At 71.4% G+C, this 21,027-nt stretch carries 16 protein-coding genes and 1 pseudogene; 15 read left to right on the forward strand and 2 right to left on the reverse strand.

All coding sequences use genetic code 11. The features are described from left to right. Nucleotides 1–80: 80 nt before the first annotated feature. The 6 genes from ACFV04_RS18225 to ACFV04_RS18250 are packed head-to-tail and all read left to right on the forward strand — an operon-like array spanning nt 81 to nt 5,872. Nucleotides 81–932 carry a Rossmann-like and DUF2520 domain-containing protein gene (locus ACFV04_RS18225; RefSeq protein ID WP_380340914.1) on the forward strand — a complete coding sequence of 284 codons (852 nt, stop codon included), beginning with the start codon at nt 81–83 and terminating at the stop codon, nt 930–932. Next, a complete protein-coding gene (gene panC / locus ACFV04_RS18230) occupies nt 932–1,837 on the forward strand; it encodes a pantoate--beta-alanine ligase (protein ID WP_380340797.1) in 906 nt (301 codons plus the stop codon). Before ACFV04_RS18225 ends, panC begins: the two co-directional genes overlap by 1 nt. A 60-nt stretch (nt 1,838–1,897) precedes the next feature. Further along, on the forward strand, nt 1,898–2,377 hold the full coding sequence (panD, locus tag ACFV04_RS18235) for an aspartate 1-decarboxylase (RefSeq protein ID WP_360252843.1): 480 nt from the start codon (nt 1,898–1,900) through the stop codon (nt 2,375–2,377). A gap of 15 nt (nt 2,378–2,392) precedes the next feature. Further along, a complete protein-coding gene (locus ACFV04_RS18240; RefSeq protein WP_380340794.1) occupies nt 2,393–4,066 on the forward strand; it encodes an L-aspartate oxidase in 1,674 nt (557 codons plus the stop codon). Between the two features lie 4 nt (nt 4,067–4,070). After that, complete coding sequence (gene nadC / locus ACFV04_RS18245; protein ID WP_380340791.1) at nt 4,071–5,039, forward strand: carboxylating nicotinate-nucleotide diphosphorylase; 969 nt, start codon at nt 4,071–4,073, stop codon at nt 5,037–5,039. 47 nt (nt 5,040–5,086) lie between these two features. Further along, the gene (locus ACFV04_RS18250) at nt 5,087–5,872 is read left to right on the forward strand and encodes a type III pantothenate kinase (protein WP_380340788.1); all 786 of its coding nucleotides are present in this window, start codon (nt 5,087–5,089) and stop codon (nt 5,870–5,872) included. 81 nt (nt 5,873–5,953) lie between these two features. On the opposite strand, the pseudogene ACFV04_RS18255 reads toward ACFV04_RS18250, so the two are convergent. Then, nucleotides 5,954–6,433 (reverse strand): annotated as a pseudogene (locus ACFV04_RS18255) (sigma-70 family RNA polymerase sigma factor); the annotation flags it as partial. Between the two features lie 213 nt (nt 6,434–6,646). On the opposite strand from ACFV04_RS18255, the gene ACFV04_RS18260 reads away from it, so the two are divergent. From ACFV04_RS18260 to ACFV04_RS18295, 8 genes are all read left to right on the forward strand, one after another. Continuing rightward, nucleotides 6,647–7,396, forward strand: coding sequence for a hypothetical protein (locus ACFV04_RS18260; protein WP_360252825.1), 750 nt, complete (start codon nt 6,647–6,649; stop codon nt 7,394–7,396). A gap of 136 nt (nt 7,397–7,532) precedes the next feature. Continuing rightward, complete coding sequence (lysX, locus tag ACFV04_RS18265) at nt 7,533–9,089, forward strand: bifunctional lysylphosphatidylglycerol synthetase/lysine--tRNA ligase LysX (protein ID WP_360252822.1); 1,557 nt, start codon at nt 7,533–7,535, stop codon at nt 9,087–9,089. A gap of 306 nt (nt 9,090–9,395) precedes the next feature. Then, complete coding sequence (locus ACFV04_RS18270) at nt 9,396–9,866, forward strand: BlaI/MecI/CopY family transcriptional regulator (protein ID WP_380340783.1); 471 nt, start codon at nt 9,396–9,398, stop codon at nt 9,864–9,866. A gap of 9 nt (nt 9,867–9,875) precedes the next feature. Further along, nucleotides 9,876–10,412: an amino-acid N-acetyltransferase gene (locus ACFV04_RS18275; protein ID WP_360252816.1), complete on the forward strand. Its 537-nt coding sequence runs from the start codon at nt 9,876–9,878 to the stop codon at nt 10,410–10,412. A 92-nt stretch (nt 10,413–10,504) separates the two neighbouring features. Continuing rightward, on the forward strand, nt 10,505–10,855 hold the full coding sequence (locus tag ACFV04_RS18280; protein WP_360252813.1) for an Lsr2 family protein: 351 nt from the start codon (nt 10,505–10,507) through the stop codon (nt 10,853–10,855). 650 nt (nt 10,856–11,505) lie between these two features. After that, nucleotides 11,506–14,025 carry an ATP-dependent Clp protease ATP-binding subunit gene (locus ACFV04_RS18285; RefSeq protein ID WP_360252810.1) on the forward strand — a complete coding sequence of 840 codons (2,520 nt, stop codon included), beginning with the start codon at nt 11,506–11,508 and terminating at the stop codon, nt 14,023–14,025. Between the two features lie 342 nt (nt 14,026–14,367). Then, a complete protein-coding gene (locus tag ACFV04_RS18290; RefSeq protein WP_380340778.1) occupies nt 14,368–16,713 on the forward strand; it encodes an immune inhibitor A domain-containing protein in 2,346 nt (781 codons plus the stop codon). Between the two features lie 715 nt (nt 16,714–17,428). Beyond that, the gene (locus ACFV04_RS18295) at nt 17,429–18,442 is read left to right on the forward strand and encodes a M23 family metallopeptidase (RefSeq protein WP_380530063.1); all 1,014 of its coding nucleotides are present in this window, start codon (nt 17,429–17,431) and stop codon (nt 18,440–18,442) included. A gap of 7 nt (nt 18,443–18,449) precedes the next feature. Here ACFV04_RS18295 and ACFV04_RS18300 read toward each other — a convergent pair whose 3' ends face one another. Beyond that, a complete protein-coding gene (locus tag ACFV04_RS18300) occupies nt 18,450–19,157 on the reverse strand; it encodes a TetR/AcrR family transcriptional regulator (protein WP_380530066.1) in 708 nt (235 codons plus the stop codon). A 223-nt stretch (nt 19,158–19,380) separates the two neighbouring features. On the opposite strand from ACFV04_RS18300, the gene ACFV04_RS18305 reads away from it, so the two are divergent. Continuing rightward, nucleotides 19,381–20,976, forward strand: a complete 1,596-nt coding sequence (locus tag ACFV04_RS18305; RefSeq protein ID WP_380340769.1) for an MDR family MFS transporter — start codon at nt 19,381–19,383, stop codon at nt 20,974–20,976. The last annotated feature ends 51 nt before the right edge of the window (nt 20,977–21,027 follow it).

The raw sequence follows: 21,027 nt of genomic DNA on the forward strand, positions 1-21,027 counted from the left end.
CGTTCGCCGACGGTCTCGGCGGCGCCGCCTTCGGTGATCCGGGCGATCCGGGCAACCGTCCGGCCCGGCTCGCCGTCGGCGTGGTCGGCACCGGCCGGGTCGGCCCGGCGCTGGGCGCCGCGCTGCAGCTCGCCGGGCACACCGTGGTCGCCGCCTCCGGGGTGTCCGCCACCTCCCGCCGGCGCGCCGAGGCGCTGCTGCCGGGCGTGCGGATCGTCACCCCGCCGCAGGTGCTGGCCGCCGCCGACCTGGTCCTGCTGACCGTCCCGGACGACGCGCTGGCCGACCTGGTGGCCGGACTGGCCGCCACCGGCGCCGTCCGCCCCGGCCAGCTGGTCGTGCACACCTCCGGCGCGCACGGCGTCGCCGTCCTGGAGCCCGCCACCCGGGCCGGGGCACTGCCACTGGCCCTGCACCCGGCGATGACCTTCACCGGCACCTCGGTCGACCTGGACCGGCTGGCCGGCTGCCCGTTCGGGGTGACCGCGCCCGACGAGCTGCGGCCGGTCGCCGAGGCGCTCGTGGTGGAGATGGGCGGCGAGCCCGAGTGGGTGCCCGAGGAGGTCCGCCCGCGCTACCACACCGCCCTCGCGCACGGCGCGAACCACCTGGTCACCCTGGTCGCCCAGGCGATGGAGCTGCTGCGCACGGCCGGCGTCGCCGAGCCCGGCCGGATGCTCGGCCCGCTGCTGGGCGCCGCCCTGGACAACAGTCTGCGCTCCGGCGACGCGGCCCTCACCGGCCCGGTCGCCCGGGGCGACGCGGGCACCGTTCGGCGCCACCTGGCGCAGCTCAGTACGGTGTCCCCCGACATCCCGGCGGCGTACCGCGCGATGGCCCGCGCCACCGCGCAGCGGGCGCTCGCCAACGGAACGATCGACGAAACGACAGCGGCGGCGCTGCTGGACGTACTGAACGAGGAGACGCCCTGATGGCACGCGGCAAGCAGCCGAACAAGCCCCAGCGGACGCCGAAGGTCCACCGGGCCGTCGTCACCCGCACCGTGGACGACTTCGAGGCCGCCTTCTGGCCGGACGAGCAGCCCGTGGACAACGCCGTCGTGATGACCATGGGCGCGCTGCACGAGGGCCACGCCGCGCTGATCCGGGCCGCCCGCAAGCAGGTCGGCCGGGACGGCCGGGTCGCGGTGACCGTCTTCGTCAACCCGCTGCAGTTCGGCGCGGGCGAGGACCTGGAGCGCTACCCCCGCAGCCTCGACGACGACGTGAAGCTGGCCGAGGAGAACGGCGCCGACGTGGTCTTCGCGCCGTCCGTCGAGGAGGTCTACCCCAACGGCGAGCCGCAGGTGCGCCTGGTGGCCGGACCGATGGGCGAGCGCTTCGAGGGCGCCACCCGCCCCGGCCACTTCGACGGCGTGCTGACCGTGGTCGCCAAGCTGCTGCACATCACCGACCCGGACTTCGCCTTCTTCGGCGAGAAGGACGCCCAGCAGCTGGCGGTCATCCAGCGGATGGTCGCCGACCTGGACTTCGACGTCGAGATCGTCGGCGTGCCGACCGCCCGCGCGGAGGACGGCCTGGCGCTGTCCTCGCGCAACCGCTACCTCTCGGAGGAGGAGCGCACCCGCGCCCTGGCCCTGTCCAAGGCCCTGTTCGCCGGCCGGGACGCCGCCGCGCAGGGCCCGAAGGCCGCCCGCGATGCCGCCTCGGCCGTCCTGGACGGCGCCGAGGGCGTCACCCTCGACTACCTCGCCCTGATCGACCCGCACGACTTCTCCGAAGCGGCGGACGACTTCCAGGGCGAGGCGGTGCTGGCCGTCGCCGCGAAGGTGGGCTCGACCCGCCTGATCGACAACGTCCGCATCATCGTCCGCTGAAAACCCGCTGACACTCGGTAGCTCAGCCCCAGGCATGCACTCACAGGAGGCGTGACCCCCTTGCTCCGCACCATGCTCAAGTCCAAGATCCACCGGGCCACCGTGACCCAGGCCGACCTGCACTACGTCGGCTCGGTCACGGTGGACGAGGACCTGCTCGACGCCGCCGACCTGCTCCCCGGTGAGCTGGTCCACATCGTCGACATCAACAACGGCGCCCGGCTGGAGACCTACACCATCGCCGGGCCGCGCGGCACCGGCGTGATCGGCATCAACGGCGCCGCCGCCCGTCTGGTCCACCCCGGCGACCTGGTCATCCTCATCGCCTACGGGCAGATGGACACGGCCGAGGCCAAGGGCTACGAGCCGAAGGTCGTCTTCGTGGACGAGCGGAACCGGATCACCGGCTTCGGCGGCGACCCCGCCGAGGCACCGGAGGGCAGCGGGCTGCTGCGCGGTGACGTGGGGGCACCTCCCGGCCGCCGGGCCGGGGGCGCGTACCGTGACGAGGACGGCGCGGCCACCACGGCCACACGCTGAAGGAGCCACTGAGTCATGTCCGTTACCCATCGCCTCACCGCCCCGGCCCCCGGTTGGACCGCCACCACCGACGTGGTCGTGGTCGGCTCCGGGGTGGCCGGTCTCACCGTCGCCCTCAACGTCCGCAAGGCCGGCCTGCGGGCCATGGTGGTCACCAAGGCGATGCTGGACGAGGGCTCGACCCGCTGGGCCCAGGGCGGCGTCGCCGCCGCCCTGGGCGAGGGGGACACTCCCGAGCAGCACCTGGACGACACCCTGGTGGCCGGCGCCGGCGTCTGCGACGAGGAGGCCGTCCGCACCCTGGTCACCGAGGGCCCGGACGCCGTCCGCCGGCTGATCGCCACCGGCGCCCTGTTCGACCGGGGCGAGGACGGCGCGATCCTGCTGACCCGCGAAGGCGGCCACCACCGCCGCCGGATCGTCCACGCGGGCGGGGACGCGACCGGCGCCGAGATATCGCGCGCCCTGGTCGCCGCCGTCCGCACCGACCCGGACATCGAGCTGATCGAGCACGCGCTCGTCCTCGACCTGCTGACCGACGCCGACGGCCACGCCGCCGGGCTGACCCTGCACGTGATGGGCGAGGGCCAGCGCGACGGCGTCGGCGCCGTCCGGGCCCGCGCGGTGGTGCTCGCCACCGGCGGCATGGGCCAGGTGTTCTCCGCCACCACCAACCCGGCGGTCTCCACCGGCGACGGCGTGGCCCTGGCGCTGCGGGCCGGCGCCGCCGTCACCGACCTGGAGTTCGTCCAGTTCCACCCCACCGTGCTCTGGCTCGGCCCGGAGGCCGAGGGCCAGCAGCCGCTGGTCTCCGAAGCGGTCCGCGGCGAGGGCGCCCACCTGGTCGACGCGGACGGCGTCCGCTTCATGGTCGGGCAGCACGAGCTGGCCGAACTGGCCCCGCGCGACATCGTCGCCAAGGCGATCACCCGGCGCATGCAGGAGCAGGGCGCCGAGCACATGTTCCTGGACGGGCGGCACTTCGGCCCCGAGATGTGGGAGCAGCGCTTCCCGACCATCCTCGCCTTCTGCCGCGCCAACGGCATCGACCCGGTCACCGAGCCGATCCCGATCGCTCCGGCCGCGCACTTCGCCTCCGGCGGCATCCGCACCGACCGGCACGGCCGCACCACCGTCCCCGGCCTGTACGCGTGCGGCGAGGTCGCCTGCACCGGCGTGCACGGCGCCAACCGGCTGGCGTCCAACTCGCTGCTGGAGGGCCTGGTCTTCGCCGAGCGGATCGCCGCCGACCTGGCCGACCGCCACCGGTCCGGCGACCTGCCCGAGCGCGCGGTCGACGTCGCCGGCGTGCGCGCCGCGCGGCCCGTCCCGCTGCCGCCGTCCGAGGCGCGCGCCGAGATCCAGCGGCTGATGTCGCGCGGCGCGGGCATCCTGCGCTCCGCCGCGTCGATGGCCGACACCGCCGCCGGGCTCGCCCTCCTCGCCGAGCAGGCCCACTTCCACGTGGCCGAGGAGAAGCCGGCCGACCCCCGGGTGGAGACCTGGGAGGCCGCCAACCTGCTGCTGGTCGCCACCGCGCTGGTCGCGGCCGCCGCGCAGCGCGAGGAGACCCGCGGCTGCCACTGGCGCGAGGACTTCCCCGAGCGCGACGACGCCCACTGGCGACGCCACCTGATCACCACCCTCGCCGCCTCCGGCGACCCCGTCAGCACCCCCGAGGAGCAGTAGAACCATGACCCACTCCCACGAGGAACTCCCCCTGGCCGACCTGGGCGGCTGCGGCGACGGCTGCGCCTGCGGGGACGGCGAGGGCTACGAGACCGGTCTGGACCCGCAGCTGGCCGAGCTGCTGGAGCAGGCCGGGCTGGACCCGGTCGAGGTCGAGGACATCGCGACCCTGGCGCTGGCCGAGGACCTGGCCGGCGGCGAGGACGTCACCTCGGTCGCCACCGTGCCCGCCGACGCCGTCGCCACCGCCGACTTCACCGCCCGCCAGGCGGGCGTGGTGGCCGGCCTGCGGGTCGCCGAGGCGGTCCTCTCGCTGGTCTGCGAGGAGGAGTTCGAGGTCGAGCGGCACGTCGAGGACGGCGACGCGGTGGAGGCCGGCCAGGTGCTGCTCTCGGTCCGCTCCCGCACCCGCGACCTGCTGACCGCCGAGCGCAGCGCGCTCAACCTGCTCTGCCACCTGTCCGGCATCGCCACCGCGACCCGCGCCTGGGCGGACGCCCTGGAGGGCACCGGCGCGGTCGTCCGGGACACCCGCAAGACCACCCCGGGCCTGCGCGCGCTGGAGAAGTTCGCGGTGCGCTGCGGCGGCGGCGCCAACCACCGGATGGCGCTGTCCGACGCCGCCCTGGTGAAGGACAACCACGTGGTCGCGGCCGGCGGCGTGGCCGAGGCCTTCCGGGCCGTCCGGGCCGCGTACCCGGAGCTTCCGGTCGAGGTCGAGGTCGACGAGCTGGCGCAGATCGAGCCGGTCCTGGAGGCCGGTGCGGACCTGATCCTGCTGGACAACTTCACCGTCGGGCAGCTGAAGGAGGCCGTCGCCCTGGTGGCCGGCCGGGCGAAGCTGGAGGCTTCCGGCGGCCTGACCCTGGCCGGCGCGCGCGAGGTCGCCCAGACTGGTGTCGACTACCTGGCCGTGGGCGCGCTCACGCACTCCTCCCCGATCCTGGACATCGGCCTGGACCTGCGCGCCTGACCGTCAGGTCGAGAGCAGTCCTGTCCCGACTCGCAGAAAGCGTCCCCGTGCTCCTCACCATCGACGTCGGCAACACCCAGACCACACTCGGCCTGTTCGACGGCGAGGAAGTGGTGGAACACTGGCGGATCTCCACCGATCCGCGCCGCACGGCCGATGAACTGGCCGTACTGCTGCAGGGGTTGATGGGCAACCACGCCGCGGTCCGGGAGGCCACGGTGGAGGGCCTGGCGATCTGCTCGTCCGTTCCCGCCGTGCTCCACGAGCTCCGCGAGGTGACCCGCCGCTACTACGGCGACGTCCCCGCGGTGATCGTGGAGCCCGGCGTGAAGACCGGGGTGCACGTCCTGATGGACAACCCCAAGGAGGTCGGCGCCGACCGGATCGTCAACGCGCTGGCCGCCAACCACCTGTACGGCGGCCCGTGCATCGTGGTCGACTTCGGCACCGCGACCACCTTCGACGCCGTCAACGCGCGCGGCGACTACGTCGGCGGCGCGATCGCCCCCGGGATCGAGATCTCCGTCGAGGCCCTCGGCGTCCGCGGCGCCCAGCTGCGCAAGATCGAGCTGGCCCGCCCGCGCAACGTGATCGGCAAGAACACCGTCGAAGGCATGCAGTCCGGCATCCTCTACGGCTTCGCCGGCCAGGTCGACGGCCTGGTCGAGCGGATGGCCCGCGAACTCGCCAAGGACCCGGACGACGTCCAGGTGATCGCCACCGGCGGCCTGGCCCCGCTGGTCCTCGGCGAGGCCACCACCATCGACGTCCACGAGCCCTGGCTCACCCTCATCGGCCTGCGCCTGGTCTTCGAGCGCAACCGCCCGAGCTGAGCGGCGCTCAGCGGGCGGGCTCCCCGGGGACCGGCAGTCCGGACGGCAGGACCGGTGGCACGGCGACGCTGACGGTTCCCGGCCGCGCGTCCGGTTCCGGAGTCGTCCGGGGGCGCGCAGGGACCGGGTCCGGACGGCGCGCGGGGTGCTCTGCAGGACCGCCGCGGTCTCCTCGACGCTGCGGTCCTCCCAGTAGCGCAGGACCAGCACCGCCCGGCCCTGCGGGGCGAGCCGGCCGAGCGCGTCCACCAGGGTCAGCCGCAGTTCCGGGTCGTCCGGCGGGCCGGGCCCGTCCGGAACGCTCCCGATCGGGCGCTCGTCGCTGGAGCGGCGGCCGCGGTGCGAGAGGAAGGCCCGCACCAGCACGGTGTGCGCGTACCCGGCCGGGTTGTCGATCCGGGGCCTGGAGGCGAACCAGGCGGTGCGGTGCCACTGGGTGTAGACCCGTCCGAGCGCCTCCTGCACCAGGTCCTCGGCGAGGTGGGTGTCCCCGCCGGTGAGCAGGCAGGCGGACCGGTAGAGCGGGCGGGCCCGGGCGACGGCGAAGGCCCGGAACTCCTCGTCCCCCCGCCGGTCCCGCGCCGCCGTCCGTCCGGTTCCATCCGGTCCGCCTCCCGTCCCCGTGCTCCCCCGTCATCCCCCGCCACTTGGATGACCAGGTGTGCACCGGGTGGCGTTACAGGTGCCGCGCACGGTTTTCCCGGCGGGCCCGACCGTGCGGAATTCCACGCGACGTTACCGACAAATCGGATATTCCTCACGTAGTGTCAACCCATGCCTACGCCACACGGATCGCGCGGCGGCATGGCCTTCAGCGCCGACGAAGTCCGCGTGCTGCGCCGAGCCCTCGCCCAAGCCCTGCACCCCGCCGTTCCCGTCCACTTCCAGGGGCCCGACCGGCCGGCCTTCGCCGGACCGGGCGCCGAGCTGTGGGCGGAGGACGTCCAGGACGCACTGCGTCTGACCGAGGCGATCGACGAGGCCGTCCAGGAGGGCGGCCGACTGCGCGCCTTCCTGCTCGCCGACCTCGGCCGCTACCGCTCCGCCCTGCCCGGCAGCGCGCCCGGCTACCTGGAACGGCTGGAGGAGGCGGTGTCGGACGGCTACCTGCCCGGGCCCGAGGACCTCACCGCACTGCGCGGGCTGACCCGTCAGCCCTGCGGCCACGGCGAACGGTCGCGCCGCTCGCGGCTGGCCGGGCGCTGCCACGCGCTGGCCGAGGCCGCCGTCCGCGAACGCCTCGCCCTCGCCACCGGCCAGCCCCGCCACCTGGTGGCCGTACCCAGCCCCGCCGCACCCCCCAGCAGTCACCCCACCCCTGTAGGAGGACGGACCACCATGAGCAGCACCGACTCCCGCCCGGAGCAGCCCGCCGAGCCCGCCGCCGCCAAGACCCCGCCCCGCCCGCACCGGATGCCCACCCCGGCCGAGCTGTTCGGGCGCCGCCCCAAGCCCCCGGCGCAGCCCGCCCCGCCCGCCGACGAGGCCCCCGAGGAGATCGAGCTCGCCACCGGGACCGGCTGAGCCGCCCCGCCCGCCCGGAAGGGGGAGACCGCCGACCCGGTCTCCCCCTTCCGGCCGTTCCGGCCCGGACCGCCGTTTCCGCCCTCACGGCCAATCCCGGCGCGGAGCACCGTGTGTGGCTGGCTACCCTTGTGGGGTGAGCGATCAGAGCCTTGTTCCCGCGACCGACGACCTTCCCGAGCAGATGCGCGTCCGGCGCGAGAAGCTGGACCGGCTCCGGGCGGCCGGCGTCGACCCGTACCCGGTCGGATTCCCCCGCACCAGCACCATCGCGGACCTGCGTGCCAAGCACCCGGACCTGGAGCCGGACACCGCGACCGGCGAGCGGGCCGGCATCACCGGCCGGGTGATCCTCTCCCGCACCGGCGGCAAGCTGTGCTTCGCCACCCTGCGGGACGGCACCGGCGACCTGCAGGTGATGTTCTCCCTGGACAAGCTGGGCCCGGAGCGGCTGGCGGCCTGGAAGTCCGACATCGACCTCGGCGACCAGGTCGGCGTCGAGGGCGAGGTGATCACCTCCAAGCGCGGCGAGCTGTCCGTGATGGTGGACCGCTGGGAGCTCACCGCCAAGTGCCTGCGCCCGCTGCCGGACAAGCACAAGGGCCTGACCGACCCGGAGGCCCGGGTCCGCCAGCGCTACGTGGACCTGATCGTCAACCCCGAGGCCCGCGAGATCCTGCACCTGCGCAGCCGCGTGGTCCGCTCGATCCGCCGCACCTACGAGGACCGCGGCTACATCGAGGTCGAGACCCCGATGCTGCAGCCGGTGCACGGCGGCGCCAACGCGCGTCCGTTCAAGACGCACATCAACGCGTACGACATCGACCTGTACATGCGCATCGCCCCCGAGCTGTACCTCAAGCGGCTGGTGGTCGGCGGCGCCGAGAAGGTCTTCGAGATCAACCGCAACTTCCGCAACGAGGGCGCCGACTCCACCCACAACCCGGAGTTCACCTCGCTGGAGTCGTACGAGGCCTACGGCGACTACGACACCCAGGCCGAGCTGATCCGCGAGACGATCGTCAACGCGGCCCGGGACGCGCTGGGCACCACGGTGATCAAGGGCGTGGACGCGCACGGCGTGGAGCACGAGATCGACCTGGCCGAGCCCTGGGAGGAGGTCAGCGTCTACCCGGGCGTCTCCGCGCACCTGGGCACCGAGGTCACCCCGGAGACCACCGTCGAGGAACTGCGCAAGCTGGCCGCCGCGCACGGCATCCCGTTCGAGAAGGACTGGGGCCACGGTCAGATCGTGCTGGAGATGGTCGAGCGCCTGCTGGAGGAGAACGCCGTCCGGCCGACCTTCATCAAGGACTACCCGACCGAGGTCTCCCCGCTCACCCGCCAGCACCGCTCGGTGCCGGGCGTGGCCGAGAAGTGGGACCTGGTGATCTTCGGCACCGAGATCGGCACCGCCTACTCGGAGCTGGTCGACCCGGTCGAGCAGCGCGCCCGCCTCACCGCCCAGTCCCTGCTGGCGGCCGGCGGCGACGTCGAGGCGATGCAGGTGGACGAGGACTTCCTGCGCGCCCTGGAGTACGCGATGCCCCCGACCGGTGGCCTCGGCCTCGGCGTGGACCGCCTGATCATGCTGCTGACCGGCAAGAACATCCGGGAGACCGTGCTCTTCCCGCTGGTCAAGCCGGAGCCGAAGGCCGCCGCCGTGGCGGCGGAGAAGACCGAGGAGGAGTGACCTGATGGACTACGTCAGCGCGATCGTGCCGCCGCTGGTCATGGCGATCGGTTTCGGGTTCCTGGTGCGGGCCATCTTCCGCAGCCAGGGCGGGAACCAGAAGGCCAAGGAAGACTTCGACTGATCGTCCCGGGGGCCCGGAACGACCCCCGGGCCCCGGGCGACCCGCGAGCGGGCCCACGACTGACGCCGTCAGCCGCCCCGGACGACCGGTGCGCCGCCATTCCCGATTCCCGGGGGTGGCGGCGCGCCGGTTTGGCGCACTTCACAAGATTTGCCCCATTCACTCCCTATCCTGGCCGCACTATGGTCCGGCAACTCGGCGAACTTGAGAACGCCATCATGACCCGGGTGTGGCAGTGGAACCGGCCGGTGACGGTTCGCGAGGTTCTCCTGGATCTGCAGGCGGAACGCGAAATCGCGTACACCACGGTGATGACCGTCCTGGACAAGCTCCACAGAAAGGGCTGGCTGCGCCGCGAGCGGGCCGGCCGGGCCTATCGATATGAACCGGTCTCCTCGCGCGAGGCGTACACGGCGGCCCTGATGAACGACGCCTGGGCCACCAGTGACAATCCGGCGGCGGCCCTGGTGCACTTCTTCGGGCTGATGTCGCCCGAGCAGCGCGAGGCACTCCGGGACGCGTTGCGGGTCGCCGCCCTGTTCCCGCCCGATCCGGCGGGCGCGGATTCCGCCGCCGCGGACGGCCCGGATACCGGCGAACCGGATACCGACGGACCGGATACCGGTGGGACCGCGACGGGCTCGACGCGATAACGTCCCGCCATGGAGGTCACCATCCGCCGCGCACGGACCACGGACGTGCGGGCAGTACGCAGGCTCATCGACGCCTACTCGCGCGACGGCATTCTGCTGGACAAGCCCACTGTCACACTGTTCGAATCCGTCCAGGAGTTCTGGGTCGCGGAACGGGACGACACCGGCGCGGTGGTGGCCTGCGGCGCCCTGCACGTGATGTGGGAGGACCTCGCCGAGGTCAGGACGCTCGCGGTGGACCCGGTCTGCCAGGGCTTCGGGATCGGCCACCTGCTGCTGGAGAAGCTGGTGCAGACCGCGCGCTGGCTCGGCGTCCGTCGGATTTTCTGCCTGACGTTCGAGGTCCCCTTCTTCGCGAAACACGGTTTCGTCGAGATCGGGGAGCTCCAGGAAACCGATGATGGTACGACAGACCCGGCGGCGATCGCTACGGACGTCTATGAAGAACTTCTCCGCTCGTACGATGAAGGCGTCGCCGAGTTCCTTGACCTGGAGCGGGTGAAGCCCAACACACTGGGCAACTCGCGCATGCTGCTGCACCTCTGAGCGGGCTCCGCGCGGGTCAAGGGTTTGTGTTTTCCGGAGAAAGGCGCTTTCCTTTCCTTAGGCAATGGGTCGTTTAGCGGAAAGGGAAGCCCGTGGCACAGAGGGTGCAGGTCATTCTTGAAGACGATCTCGACGGTGGTTCGGCGGACGAGACGGTGACGTTCGCGCTCGACGGCGTTGCCTACGAGATCGACCTGAAGAGCGCCAACGCGGACAAGCTCCGCGGGCTGCTGGCGCCGTACGTGGAGAAGGGCCGCAAGCAGAGCGGCCGGCTCGCCGGCGCCCGCCGGCCGGGCCGCACCTCGGCCCAGCGCCCCTCCGGCAGCGCTCCGGACACCGCGAAGGTCCGCGCGTGGGCCAAGGAGCAGGGCATGGAGGTCAACGACCGCGGCCGCGTGCCGAGCACGGTCCGCGAGGCCTACGACAAGGCCAACGCGTCCTGATCCCGGCGCCGCCGGCACGCCGGAGCGGGTGCGGGGCCCCGGCTGTCGCGCACGGCACCGACGACACACGCGCGGGGCGCGGAGGACTCTCCTCCGCGCCCCGCGGCGCGTGCCGGCACGGCCGCGGCACCGGCGGCACCGGGGGACGTCCGGGACGGGTGCTCGGGCGGCGGAACAATCACGAGCTGTGCAACGCTGTAGGGGCGAAGCGGTAACGCGGACACCCCGGGACGGCGTACCGACCACCCCGGCCGCCGTTGAACCACCGTCACCGCGGCCCGACTTCTCGCCAGGCGAACACCGCCACCGCGGAAACTGCGCGAGAAGCGCCCCGATACCGGGTATGAATGCAGGTGGACGGGTTCTGCACCCGTCCAGGGGCAGTATGCGCGACCGGCCGGAGAGGGTCCGACCGCGCCCCGGCGGCGCTTGTTCGCCGATGGCGTAGCGGATTCCGGTGCATCCGGCCCACCAGTGGGAACACCGATTCCCAGCATCAGGTTGGGATTGGTGTCGGCTGGTCGCGCAGCATCTCGCTCCTCTACCGGGGAGTGAATCCGTGGGCCGCGCCGCTGAGCGGGACTAGCATGCGGAAGGACAGGGCGGGGACGGACCCCGAACTGCCCGACCGCTCTGAGGAGCGATAAACGATGTTCGAGAGGTTCACCGACCGCGCGCGGCGGGTTGTCGTCCTGGCTCAGGAAGAAGCCCGGATGCTCAACCACAACTACATCGGCACCGAGCACATCCTCCTGGGTCTGATCCACGAGGGCGAGGGCGTCGCCGCCAAGGCCCTGGAGAGCCTCGGGATTTCTCTTGAGGCCGTTCGCCAGCAGGTCGAGGAGATCATCGGCCAGGGCCAGCAGGCCCCGTCCGGTCACATTCCCTTCACCCCCCGGGCGAAGAAGGTCCTGGAGCTGTCGCTCCGCGAGGCCCTTCAGCTCGGCCACAACTACATCGGCACCGAGCACATCCTGCTCGGCCTGATCCGCGAGGGCGAGGGCGTCGCCGCCCAGGTCCTGGTCAAGCTGGGTGCCGACCTCAACCGGGTGCGCCAGCAGGTCATCCAGCTGCTCTCCGGTTACCAGACCAGCGGCGGCAAGGAGTCGGCCACGGCCGGCGGGCCCGCCGAGGGCACCCCGTCGACCTCGCTGGTCCTGGACCAGTTCGGCCGCAACCTCACCCAGGCCGCCCGCGAGGCCAAGCTCGACCCGGTCATCGGGCGCGAGAAGGAGATCGAGCGGGTCATGCAGGTGCTGTCCCGCCGCACCAAGAACAACCCGGTGCTGATCGGTGAGCCCGGCGTCGGCAAGACCGCCGTGGTCGAGGGCCTGGCGCAGGCGATCGTCAAGGGCGAGGTCCCGGAGACGCTCAAGGACAAGCAGCTCTACACGCTGGACCTGGGCGCCCTGGTGGCCGGCTCGCGCTACCGCGGTGACTTCGAGGAGCGCCTGAAGAAGGTCCTCAAGGAGATCCGCACCCGCGGCGACATCATCCTGTTCATCGACGAGCTGCACACCCTGGTCGGCGCGGGCGCCGCCGAGGGCGCCATCGACGCCGCCAGCATCCTCAAGCCGATGCTGGCCCGCGGCGAGCTGCAGACCATCGGTGCCACCACCCTGGACGAGTACCGCAAGCACCTGGAGAAGGACGCCGCGCTGGAGCGCCGCTTCCAGCCGATCCAGGTCGCGGAGCCCTCGCTGCCGCACACCATCGAGATCCTCAAGGGTCTGCGCGACCGCTACGAGGCCCACCACCGGGTCTCCATCACGGACGCCGCCCTGGTCGCCGCCGCCACCCTGGCCGACCGGTACATCTCGGACCGCTTCCTGCCGGACAAGGCGATCGACCTGATCGACGAGGCGGGCTCGCGCATGCGCATCCGCCGGATGACCGCGCCGCCGGACCTGCGCGAGTTCGACGAGAAGATCGCCGACGTGCGCCGCGAGAAGGAGAGCGCGATCGACGCGCAGGACTTCGAGAAGGCCGCGTCGCTGCGCGACGACGAGAAGCAGCTCCTGCAGGCCAAGGCCAAGCGCGAGAAGGAGTGGAAGGCCGGCGACATGGACGTCGTCGCGGAGGTCAACGAGGAGCTCATCGCCGAGGTCCTGGCCACCGCCACCGGCATCCCGGTCTTCAAGCTGACCGAGGAGGAGACCTCGCGCCTCCTGCGCATGGAGGACGAGCTGCACAAGCGCGTCATCGGCCAGAAGGACGCCATCAAGGCGCTCTCCCAGGCCATCCGACGCACCCGTGCGGGCCTCAAGGACCCGAAGCGCCCCGGCGGTTCGTTCATCTTCGCCGGCCCGTCCGGTGTCGGTAAGACCGAGCTGTCCAAGACGCTGGCGGAGTTCCTCTTCGGCGACGAGGACGCGCTGATCGCGCTCGACATGTCCGAGTTCTCCGAGAAGCACACCGTCTCCCGGCTGTTCGGCTCCCCGCCCGGCTACGTGGGCTACGAGGAGGGCGGCCAGCTGACCGAGAAGGTCCGCCGCAAGCCGTTCTCGGTCGTCCTCTTCGACGAGGTCGAGAAGGCCCACCCGGACATCTTCAACTCGCTGCTGCAGATCCTGGAGGACGGTCGCCTGACCGACTCCCAGGGCCGCGTGGTCGACTTCAAGAACACCGTCATCATCATGACGACCAACCTCGGCACCCGGGACATCTCCAAGGGCTTCAACCTGGGCTTCGCGGCCACGGGTGACACCCAGACCGGGTACGAGCGGATGAAGGCGAAGGTCGGCGAGGAGCTCAAGCAGCACTTCCGCCCCGAGTTCCTGAACCGAGTCGACGACATCGTGGTGTTCCACCAGCTGTCCGAGGAAGACATCATCCAGATCGTCGACCTCATGATCGCCAAGGTGGACGAGCGGCTCAAGGACAAGGACATGGGCCTGGAGCTCAGCGTCGAGGCCAAGAAGCTGCTGGCCAAGCGCGGCTACGACCCGATCCTGGGTGCCCGTCCGCTGCGCCGCACCATCCAGCGCGAGATCGAGGACCACCTCTCCGAGAAGATCCTCTTCGGTGAGCTGCGGGCCGGCCACATCGTCGTCGTCGACGTCGACGGCGAGGGCAAGAGCGCCAAGTTCACGTTCCGCGGCGAGGAGAAGTCGGCCGTCGCGGACACCCCGGCCGCGGTCGCCTCGTCCGGCCCGGACCTGACGAAGTAGCCAACTTTTAACAGACAACTTCACAGCAACCGAGCCCCCGGCGTCCGCGCCGGGGGCTCGGTGCGTTCCGCCCCTCCGCGCCCGGTGCCGCGGCGGGACGGGACGGACGGCCTCCGCCCTGGTTGGTACGGGTGCGGCCGATTTCTCAGGCAGGTTTAATCAACATACGGTTGACAGATGGTCAGCTGATGGGAAGTCGCGGAGCATAGCGCCGTGGCCATGTCATGGTCAAGGTCTATCTTTTTTGTGCACGCTTGTATCAAATGACGTCCACCTGTCTTTCATTTTGGTTTGCCGGGCTTTGGCCAAGAGCTGGCCCCGGTCGGGGAGGACGTCACAACGTTGAAGAACACCAGGAGAACCGCTGCGGCTGCCACCGCCGCAGCGGTCATAGTCACGCTCGGCGCGGGCCTGTTCCCGTCCACCGCCGTCGCGGCCGGCTCGGCCCCCGTGCCGAAGGACCCGGCCGAGGCCGTCCAGAACACCGAGCACAACATCCCGGGCCCGCTGACCGCGAAGGTGGAGGCCGAGCAGAAGGCCGCCACCGAGAAGCTGCTCAACGGCACCGCCCAGGTCGAGCAGCACAACGGCAGCACCAGTGTGAAGCTCGGCAAGGACAAGTACGTGGAGCTCGCCCGCGAGCGCACGGACAAGATCTTCACCATCCTGGTCGACTTCGGCGACCAGGTGGACAACACCACCAAGACGCCTGACGGCAAGGTCAAGTACGGCGGCGAGGCCGGCCCGAAGCACAACGAGATCGCGCAGCCGGACCCGGCCACCAACAACTCGACCGCGTGGCAGGCCGACTACAACCAGCAGCACTACCAGGACCTGTACTTCTCCAAGGACAAGCCCTCGCTGAAGACCTTCTACGAGAAGCAGTCCTCGGGCCGCTACTCGGTCGACGGCGTGGTCTCGGACTGGGTCCGGGTGCCGTGGAACGAGGCCCGGTACGGCTCGGACTACTGCGGCTCCAACGTCTGCGCCAGCGCGCAGGACCTGATCCGCGACGCCGTGGACATCTGGTACAAGGACCAGCTGGCCAAGGGTCAGACCGACGCCCAGGTCAAGGCGACGCTGGCCCAGTACGACCAGTGGGACCGTTACGGTTCGCACCACGACGGGAACTTCAACCAGCCCGACGGGTACATCGACCACTTCCAGATCGTGCACGCCGGCGAGGACAAGTCGGCCGGTGGCGGCAAGCAGGGCAGCAAGGCCCTGTGGGCGCACCGCTCGTACGTCTACGGCAACCTGACCGGCTCGGCCGGCCCCGAGGGCAACAAGCTCGGCGGCGTCCAGGTCGGCAACTCCGGTCTCTGGATCGGCGACTACACGATGCAGCCGGAGAACGGCGGCCTCGGCGTCTTCGCCCACGAGTACGGCCACGACCTCGGTCTGCCGGACCTCTACGACACCGCCGGCAAGGGCATCGACAACTCGGTCGGCTTCTGGTCGCTGATGTCCTCCGGTTCCTGGCTCGGTGAGGGCAAGAACAGCATCGGCGACATGCCGAACGACCTCGACGCCTGGAGCAAGTACCAGCTCGGCTGGCTGAAGGTCGACCATGCCAAGGCCGGCACCGAGTCGACGCACCACATCGGCCCGGTGGAGTACAACACCGACCTGCCGCAGGCGCTCCTCGTCGACCTGCCGAAGAAGAGCATCACCACCGAGATCAACAAGCCCTTCGCGGGCGGCAACGAGTGGTGGAGCGGCAGCGCCGACAACCTGAACGTCACGCTCACCCGTGACATCGACCTGACCGGCAAGACCAAGGCCAGCATCAACGCCAAGGCCTGGTACGAGCTGGAGCCGGACTTCGACTACGCCTTCGGCGAGGTCTCCACCGACGGTGGCAAGACCTGGACCGTCGTGGACGGCACCTGGAACGGCACCGCGCTCCCGCGCGAGAACAACCGTCCGGCCGTGAACGGCCTGGCCGCCACCTGGGGCGACCTGTCGTTCAACCTGGACGCGTACGCCGGCCAGAAGATCCAGTTCCGGTACCACAACACCACCGACGGCGGCCTGCACTACCGCGGCCTGGCGCTGGACAACATCGCGGTGGTCGCCGACGGCGCCACCCTGTTCAGCGACGACGTGGAGAACGGTGACAACGGCTGGGCCGCCACCGGCTTCGCCCGCTTCGCCGGCTCGTACACCAAGGACTACGCGCAGTACTACATCGCGGAGAACAAGCAGTACGTGTCGTTCGACGCGACGCTGAAGACCGGCCCGTACAACTTCGGCTTCGCCGACAAGCCGGGCTGGGTCGAGCACTACGCGTACCAGCCCGGTCTGCTGATCTGGTACTGGGACACCTCCCAGACCGACAACAACGTCAGCGCCCACCCGGGCCACGGCCTGGTCCTGCCGGTCGACTCGCACCCGACCCCGATCAAGTGGAGCGACGGCACCCTGATGCGTCCGCGCGTGCAGGGCTTCGACTCCACCTTCGGCTCGCGCCGCGTCCCCGCGCTGACCCTGCACAAGGCCGGCGTCGAGACCGTCGTCCCGAAGGCGAAGGGCGTCGACGAGTTCAGCGACCTGAAGTCGTGGTGGTCCAAGGACAACCCGTACTCCGGTGTCGACGTGCCGAAGACCGGCACCAGCATCGAGGTCGAGAACGAGTCCTCGAACTACCTGGAGACCTGGATCCGGGTCCGCCCGGTCGACAACTGATCGAGCCCGTAGCGATCAGCCTGTGACCAGGCAGCTCTGACAACTCCACGTCCGGCCCGTCCCCGCACCGCGCGGGGGCGGGCCGGACGCTTGTGCAGGGCCGGACGCACCGCCGAAGGCCGACGCCGCGTCAGGCGCGGTGCCTCGTCGGGCGGGGGTGTGTGCCTCGTCGGACGGGGGTGTGTGCCTCGTCGGACGGGGGTGTGTGCCTCATCGGGCGGCGGCCGCCGCCTCGACACCGGCGGCGGTCGGGCCGAGGGCGACGGCGGTGCTCGCAGCCGCGCAGGGCGGCGAAGCGGCGGTCCGCCCCACTCGGGCGGTCACCGGCGTCGGGGTCCTCGCTCCTGGCGTCGTCCGTGCGTCGATGGCCCCGCAGTCGACCGGGCCGCTCGGCGGTGCGGACCGATGCGGACCGAGCCCGCCGAACCCCACCCACGCGTGGTGCTGGTCACAGGCCCCCGACCCGGTACGACCGGCGGTAGTAGTGGGGGCGAACGGGAGGGCTGGGCGCCCGGGAGCGGGCGTGGGCGATCGGATCCCATGATCGGCACTTGGCCGGACCGGACGGTCGGCGTCACATCGACTACCCGGCGTCGTACGTCACACCGTTTGGGAGTCCGTCCGGTGCCGGTTACACCTGAGTGGTCCCCCGCTCAGCACGCCCCGAACGGGCCTTTCGTGCTGCCCCCGAACGACCAGTGAGGCACGGCCACCGATGTCCGACGTACCGCCCGTGGGGCCGGCCCTGCGCCGGCTCGGCCACGCCGTCCGCACCCGTGTCGAGCCCCTGCGCACGCTCGCCGCCGACGTACCGCCCGTGGGGCCGGCCCTGCAGCGGCTCGCCGCCCGCACGGCGGCCCTGACCGCGGCCTGGCAGCCCCGGCTCGACGACGCCGTCCGCACCCACGTCGCACCGCTGCGCACGCTCGCCACGCCCCGGCACACCACCCTGCCGGGCAGCCGCCAGCGGGCGGAGCACGACCACGCGCTGGCCTCGGTCGGGGCCGCCGCGGCACTGCTCGCCGGCGTGCTGCTGGTGGCCGCCCCCGGCAGCGCCTCGGCCCAGACCGTACTGCCCACCACGCCGGGCAGCTCGGCCTTCACCGCGCCGCGGGCGGAGGTGCCCAACGCCGGGCTGGTCCAGGTGTCCGGGCCCAGCCCGTACAAGCTGCCCGAAGACGGCGGCACGGCCCAGCAGTTGGTGGCGGTGGCGGACAACCTGCTGCCGCTGGAGCCGCCCGCCCCGGCCGAGCCCGCTCCCGCCGCCGCACCGGCGCCCGCCCCCGAGCCCGCCCCCGCCCCGGCCCCGGCGCCCGCACCCGAGTGGTCGGCGCCGGTGCCGGACGCGCCCACCAGCAACCCGTACGGGGTGGCCAACCGCAGCTACGCGGCCGGCTACCACACCGGGGTGGACTTCGCGGTCTCCCCGGGCACGCCGCTGCTGGCGGTCGGCAACGCGACGGTGGTGTCGGCCGCTTGGGACGGCGCGTACGGCAAGGAGGTCGTCCTGCGGCTCGCGGACGGGCACTTCGCGCAGTACGCGCACATGTCCTCGCTCGCGGTCTCGGCCGGCCAGCAGGTCGCGGCCGGCCAGCGGATCGGGCTGTCCGGGAGCACCGGCAACTCGACCGGGCCGCACCTGCACTTCGAGATCCGCACCAGCAACCGCTACGGCGCGGTGGTCAACCCGATCGCGTACCTCGCGGGGCACGGCGTCACGAACTTCTGACCGGTCCTCACGGACGCGCGGCGGCCGGGGCGGCGTTCGGCGAATCCGCCGGGTTCGGCGAATCCGGGGCGTTCGGCGAATCGGGGGCCGGCACCGCCGGGTGGCTGATCCTGCCGCCGATCTCCAGCGCGATATCCCGGGCCGTCCCGATCGCCTCGTGCAAGGTGGTCGCCGTGTCCAGCGGCTCGCCCCAGACGTTCTCGGCGTGGCCGCAGTCCGCGTTGTCCTGCTTCAGCAGGAACAGCGCCGAGTGGACGGTGAACAGCGCCATCGCGGCCCGGAGCCGGTCCGCGAAGTCCGCGTCCGGCCCGTGCACCAGCTGCATCATGGTGATCATGCGGTCCCGGAAGGCGAGGCCCGCCGGGGACTCGCGCAGCGCGGGCTGGTTCTCGTGGAAGAAGCGCAGCAGCGGGGCCCGCTCGGCCATCCCGTCCGCGAAGCGGCGGATCAGCTCGTCGCGCATCGCCGGGCTCCAGGCCTGCGTGCGGCCCCACGCGACGGTCTCGTCGATCGGCGCGGCCATCCGCTCGACGATGCCGAGGACGATGTCGTCCTTGGTCTTGAAGTGGTAGTAGAGCGCGGCCTTGGTCACACCGAGGCGGTCGGCGATCTCCCGCAGTGAGGTCTGCTCGTAGCCCTGCTCGGAGAAGAGCTCCAGCGACACCTCGATGATGCGAGCCCGGGTGTCGCTGCGGGGGCTGTGCGGAGTGCCCATGGCCTGCCTCATGACTGCGTCGGTGACTGCTGCGGACTCCCGGTGGCGTCCGCCCCGGACAACATTCTCCCTGCCCGGGTGGCTGGTTCGAAAACTGGCTTGACGACCGGCTAGTGAACAACTTACCGTGCCGACGATCGATAAACTAGCCGGGCGACAAGTAAGTGAGCCGCCGACCGGCCCGACGCTCCGTCCGACCCACCCCTCCGGGAGACCCCACCTCATGTCACAGTCCAAGACCGCCGGCCCGGTACCGGAGGACAAGACGGCCGAGGAGGAGCAGCCGCGGTCACCCCGCGAGATCCGCCTCGTGATGGTCGGCCTGGTCGTCACCATGCTGCTGGCCATGCTCGACAACCTGATCGTCGGCACCGCGATGCCGACCATCGTCGGCGACCTCGGCGGCGCCGAGCACCTGTCCTGGGTGGTCACCGCCTACACCCTGGCGACCGCCGCCTCGACCCCGATCTGGGGCAAGCTCGGCGACATGTACGGCCGCAAGGGCACCTTCCTCACCTCGATCGTGATCTTCCTGGTGGGCTCGGCGCTGTCCGGCCTGTCGCAGAACATGAACGAGCTGATCGGCTTCCGCGCCGTACAGGGCCTGGGCGCCGGCGGTCTGATGGTCGGCGTCATGTCGATCATGGGCGCGCTGGTCCCGCCGCGCGACCGCGGCAAGTACCAGGGCATGTTCGCCGCGGTGATGGCGCTCGCCACCATCGGCGGCCCGCTGGTCGGCGGCTTCATCACCGACCACCTGAGCTGGCACTGGACCTTCTACATCAACCTGCCGCTCGGCGTGGTCGCGCTGGCCGTCGTCATCGTCACCCTGAAGCTGCCGAAGGTCCGCAGCACCGCCAAGATCGACTACCTGGGCGCGATCCTGCTCACGGTCGGCATCACCTCGCTCGTGCTGATCACCACCTGGGGCGGCCAGCAGTACGCCTGGGGCTCCAAGGAGATCCTCGGCCTGGCCGCGCTCGCCGCCGCCTCGCTGATCGCCTTCTGCTACGTGGAGCAGCGGGTCGAGGAGCCGATGCTCCCGCTCACCCTGTTCAAGAACCTGAACTTCACCCTGGTCTCGATCATCGGCTTCGTCGTCGGCTTCGTGATGTTCGGCTCGACCGTCTTCCTGCCGCTCTACCAGCAGATCGTCCAGGGCGCCTCGGCGACCAACTCCGGCCTGCTGCTGATGCCGATGATGTTCGGCATGCTGGTGATCTCGCTCGTGGTCGGCCAGGCGGTCACCAAGACCGGCAAGTACCGGATCTACCCGATCATCGGCACCGTCGTGATGACCGGCGGCATGGTCCTGCTCTCCACCATGGGCACCGGGACCAGCAGCTTCACCTCGGCCTGCTGGATGATCGTGCTCGGCGCCGGCATGGGCTTCCTGATGCAGATCACCATGCTCGTCGCACAGAACAGCGTCGAGCTCAAGGACATGGGCGTGGCCAGCTCCACCGCCACCCTGTTCCGCACCATCGGCGGTTCCTTCGGTGTCGCGCTGTTCGGCGCGCTGTTCAACAACCGGGTGACCGACACCATGAAGGAGAAGCTCGGCGACCAGGCCGGCGCGGGCGGCGGCGTGAAGGACCCGGGCCAGATGAGCCCGGCCGCGCTGCGCAAGCTGCCCGAGAACATCCAGGACGCCTACCACCACGCGGTGTCCAACGGCATGCACACCGTCTTCCTGTGGGGCGCCGGCGTGGCCGTGATCGCGATCGCCGCCGCGCTGTTCCTGCGCGAGGTGCCGCTGCGCGGGACGGGCAAGGGCGAGAAGCCGGCCGAGGCCTCGCTGGAGGCCGCGGCCGTCTGACGGTCCCGCTCGGCACGACGGCGGCGCCCCCGGAAGGTTCGTCCTTCCGGG

Origin of the sequence: Kitasatospora sp. NPDC059599, assembly GCF_042735125.1 — a bacterium.
GTDB lineage: Bacteria > Actinomycetota > Actinomycetes > Streptomycetales > Streptomycetaceae > Kitasatospora.

Bases quoted from the DNA above. Each gene is read 5' to 3' on its own strand.
- panC (WP_380340797.1), top strand. From the start codon at position 932: ATGGCACGCGGCAAGCAGCCGAACAAGCCCCAGCGGACGCCGAAGGTC.
- ACFV04_RS18240 (WP_380340794.1), top strand. From the start codon at position 2,393: ATGTCCGTTACCCATCGCCTCACCGCCCCGGCCCCCGGTTGGACCGCC.
- nadC (WP_380340791.1), top strand. From the start codon at position 4,071: ATGACCCACTCCCACGAGGAACTCCCCCTGGCCGACCTGGGCGGCTGC.
- ACFV04_RS18260 (WP_360252825.1), top strand. From the start codon at position 6,647: ATGCCTACGCCACACGGATCGCGCGGCGGCATGGCCTTCAGCGCCGAC.
- ACFV04_RS18270 (WP_380340783.1), top strand. From the start codon at position 9,396: ATGGTCCGGCAACTCGGCGAACTTGAGAACGCCATCATGACCCGGGTG.
- ACFV04_RS18275 (WP_360252816.1), top strand. From the start codon at position 9,876: ATGGAGGTCACCATCCGCCGCGCACGGACCACGGACGTGCGGGCAGTA.
- ACFV04_RS18285 (WP_360252810.1), top strand. From the start codon at position 11,506: ATGTTCGAGAGGTTCACCGACCGCGCGCGGCGGGTTGTCGTCCTGGCT.
- ACFV04_RS18295 (WP_380530063.1), top strand. From the start codon at position 17,429: ATGTCCGACGTACCGCCCGTGGGGCCGGCCCTGCGCCGGCTCGGCCAC.
- ACFV04_RS18300 (WP_380530066.1), bottom strand. From the start codon at position 19,157: ATGGGCACTCCGCACAGCCCCCGCAGCGACACCCGGGCTCGCATCATC.
- ACFV04_RS18305 (WP_380340769.1), top strand. From the start codon at position 19,381: ATGTCACAGTCCAAGACCGCCGGCCCGGTACCGGAGGACAAGACGGCC.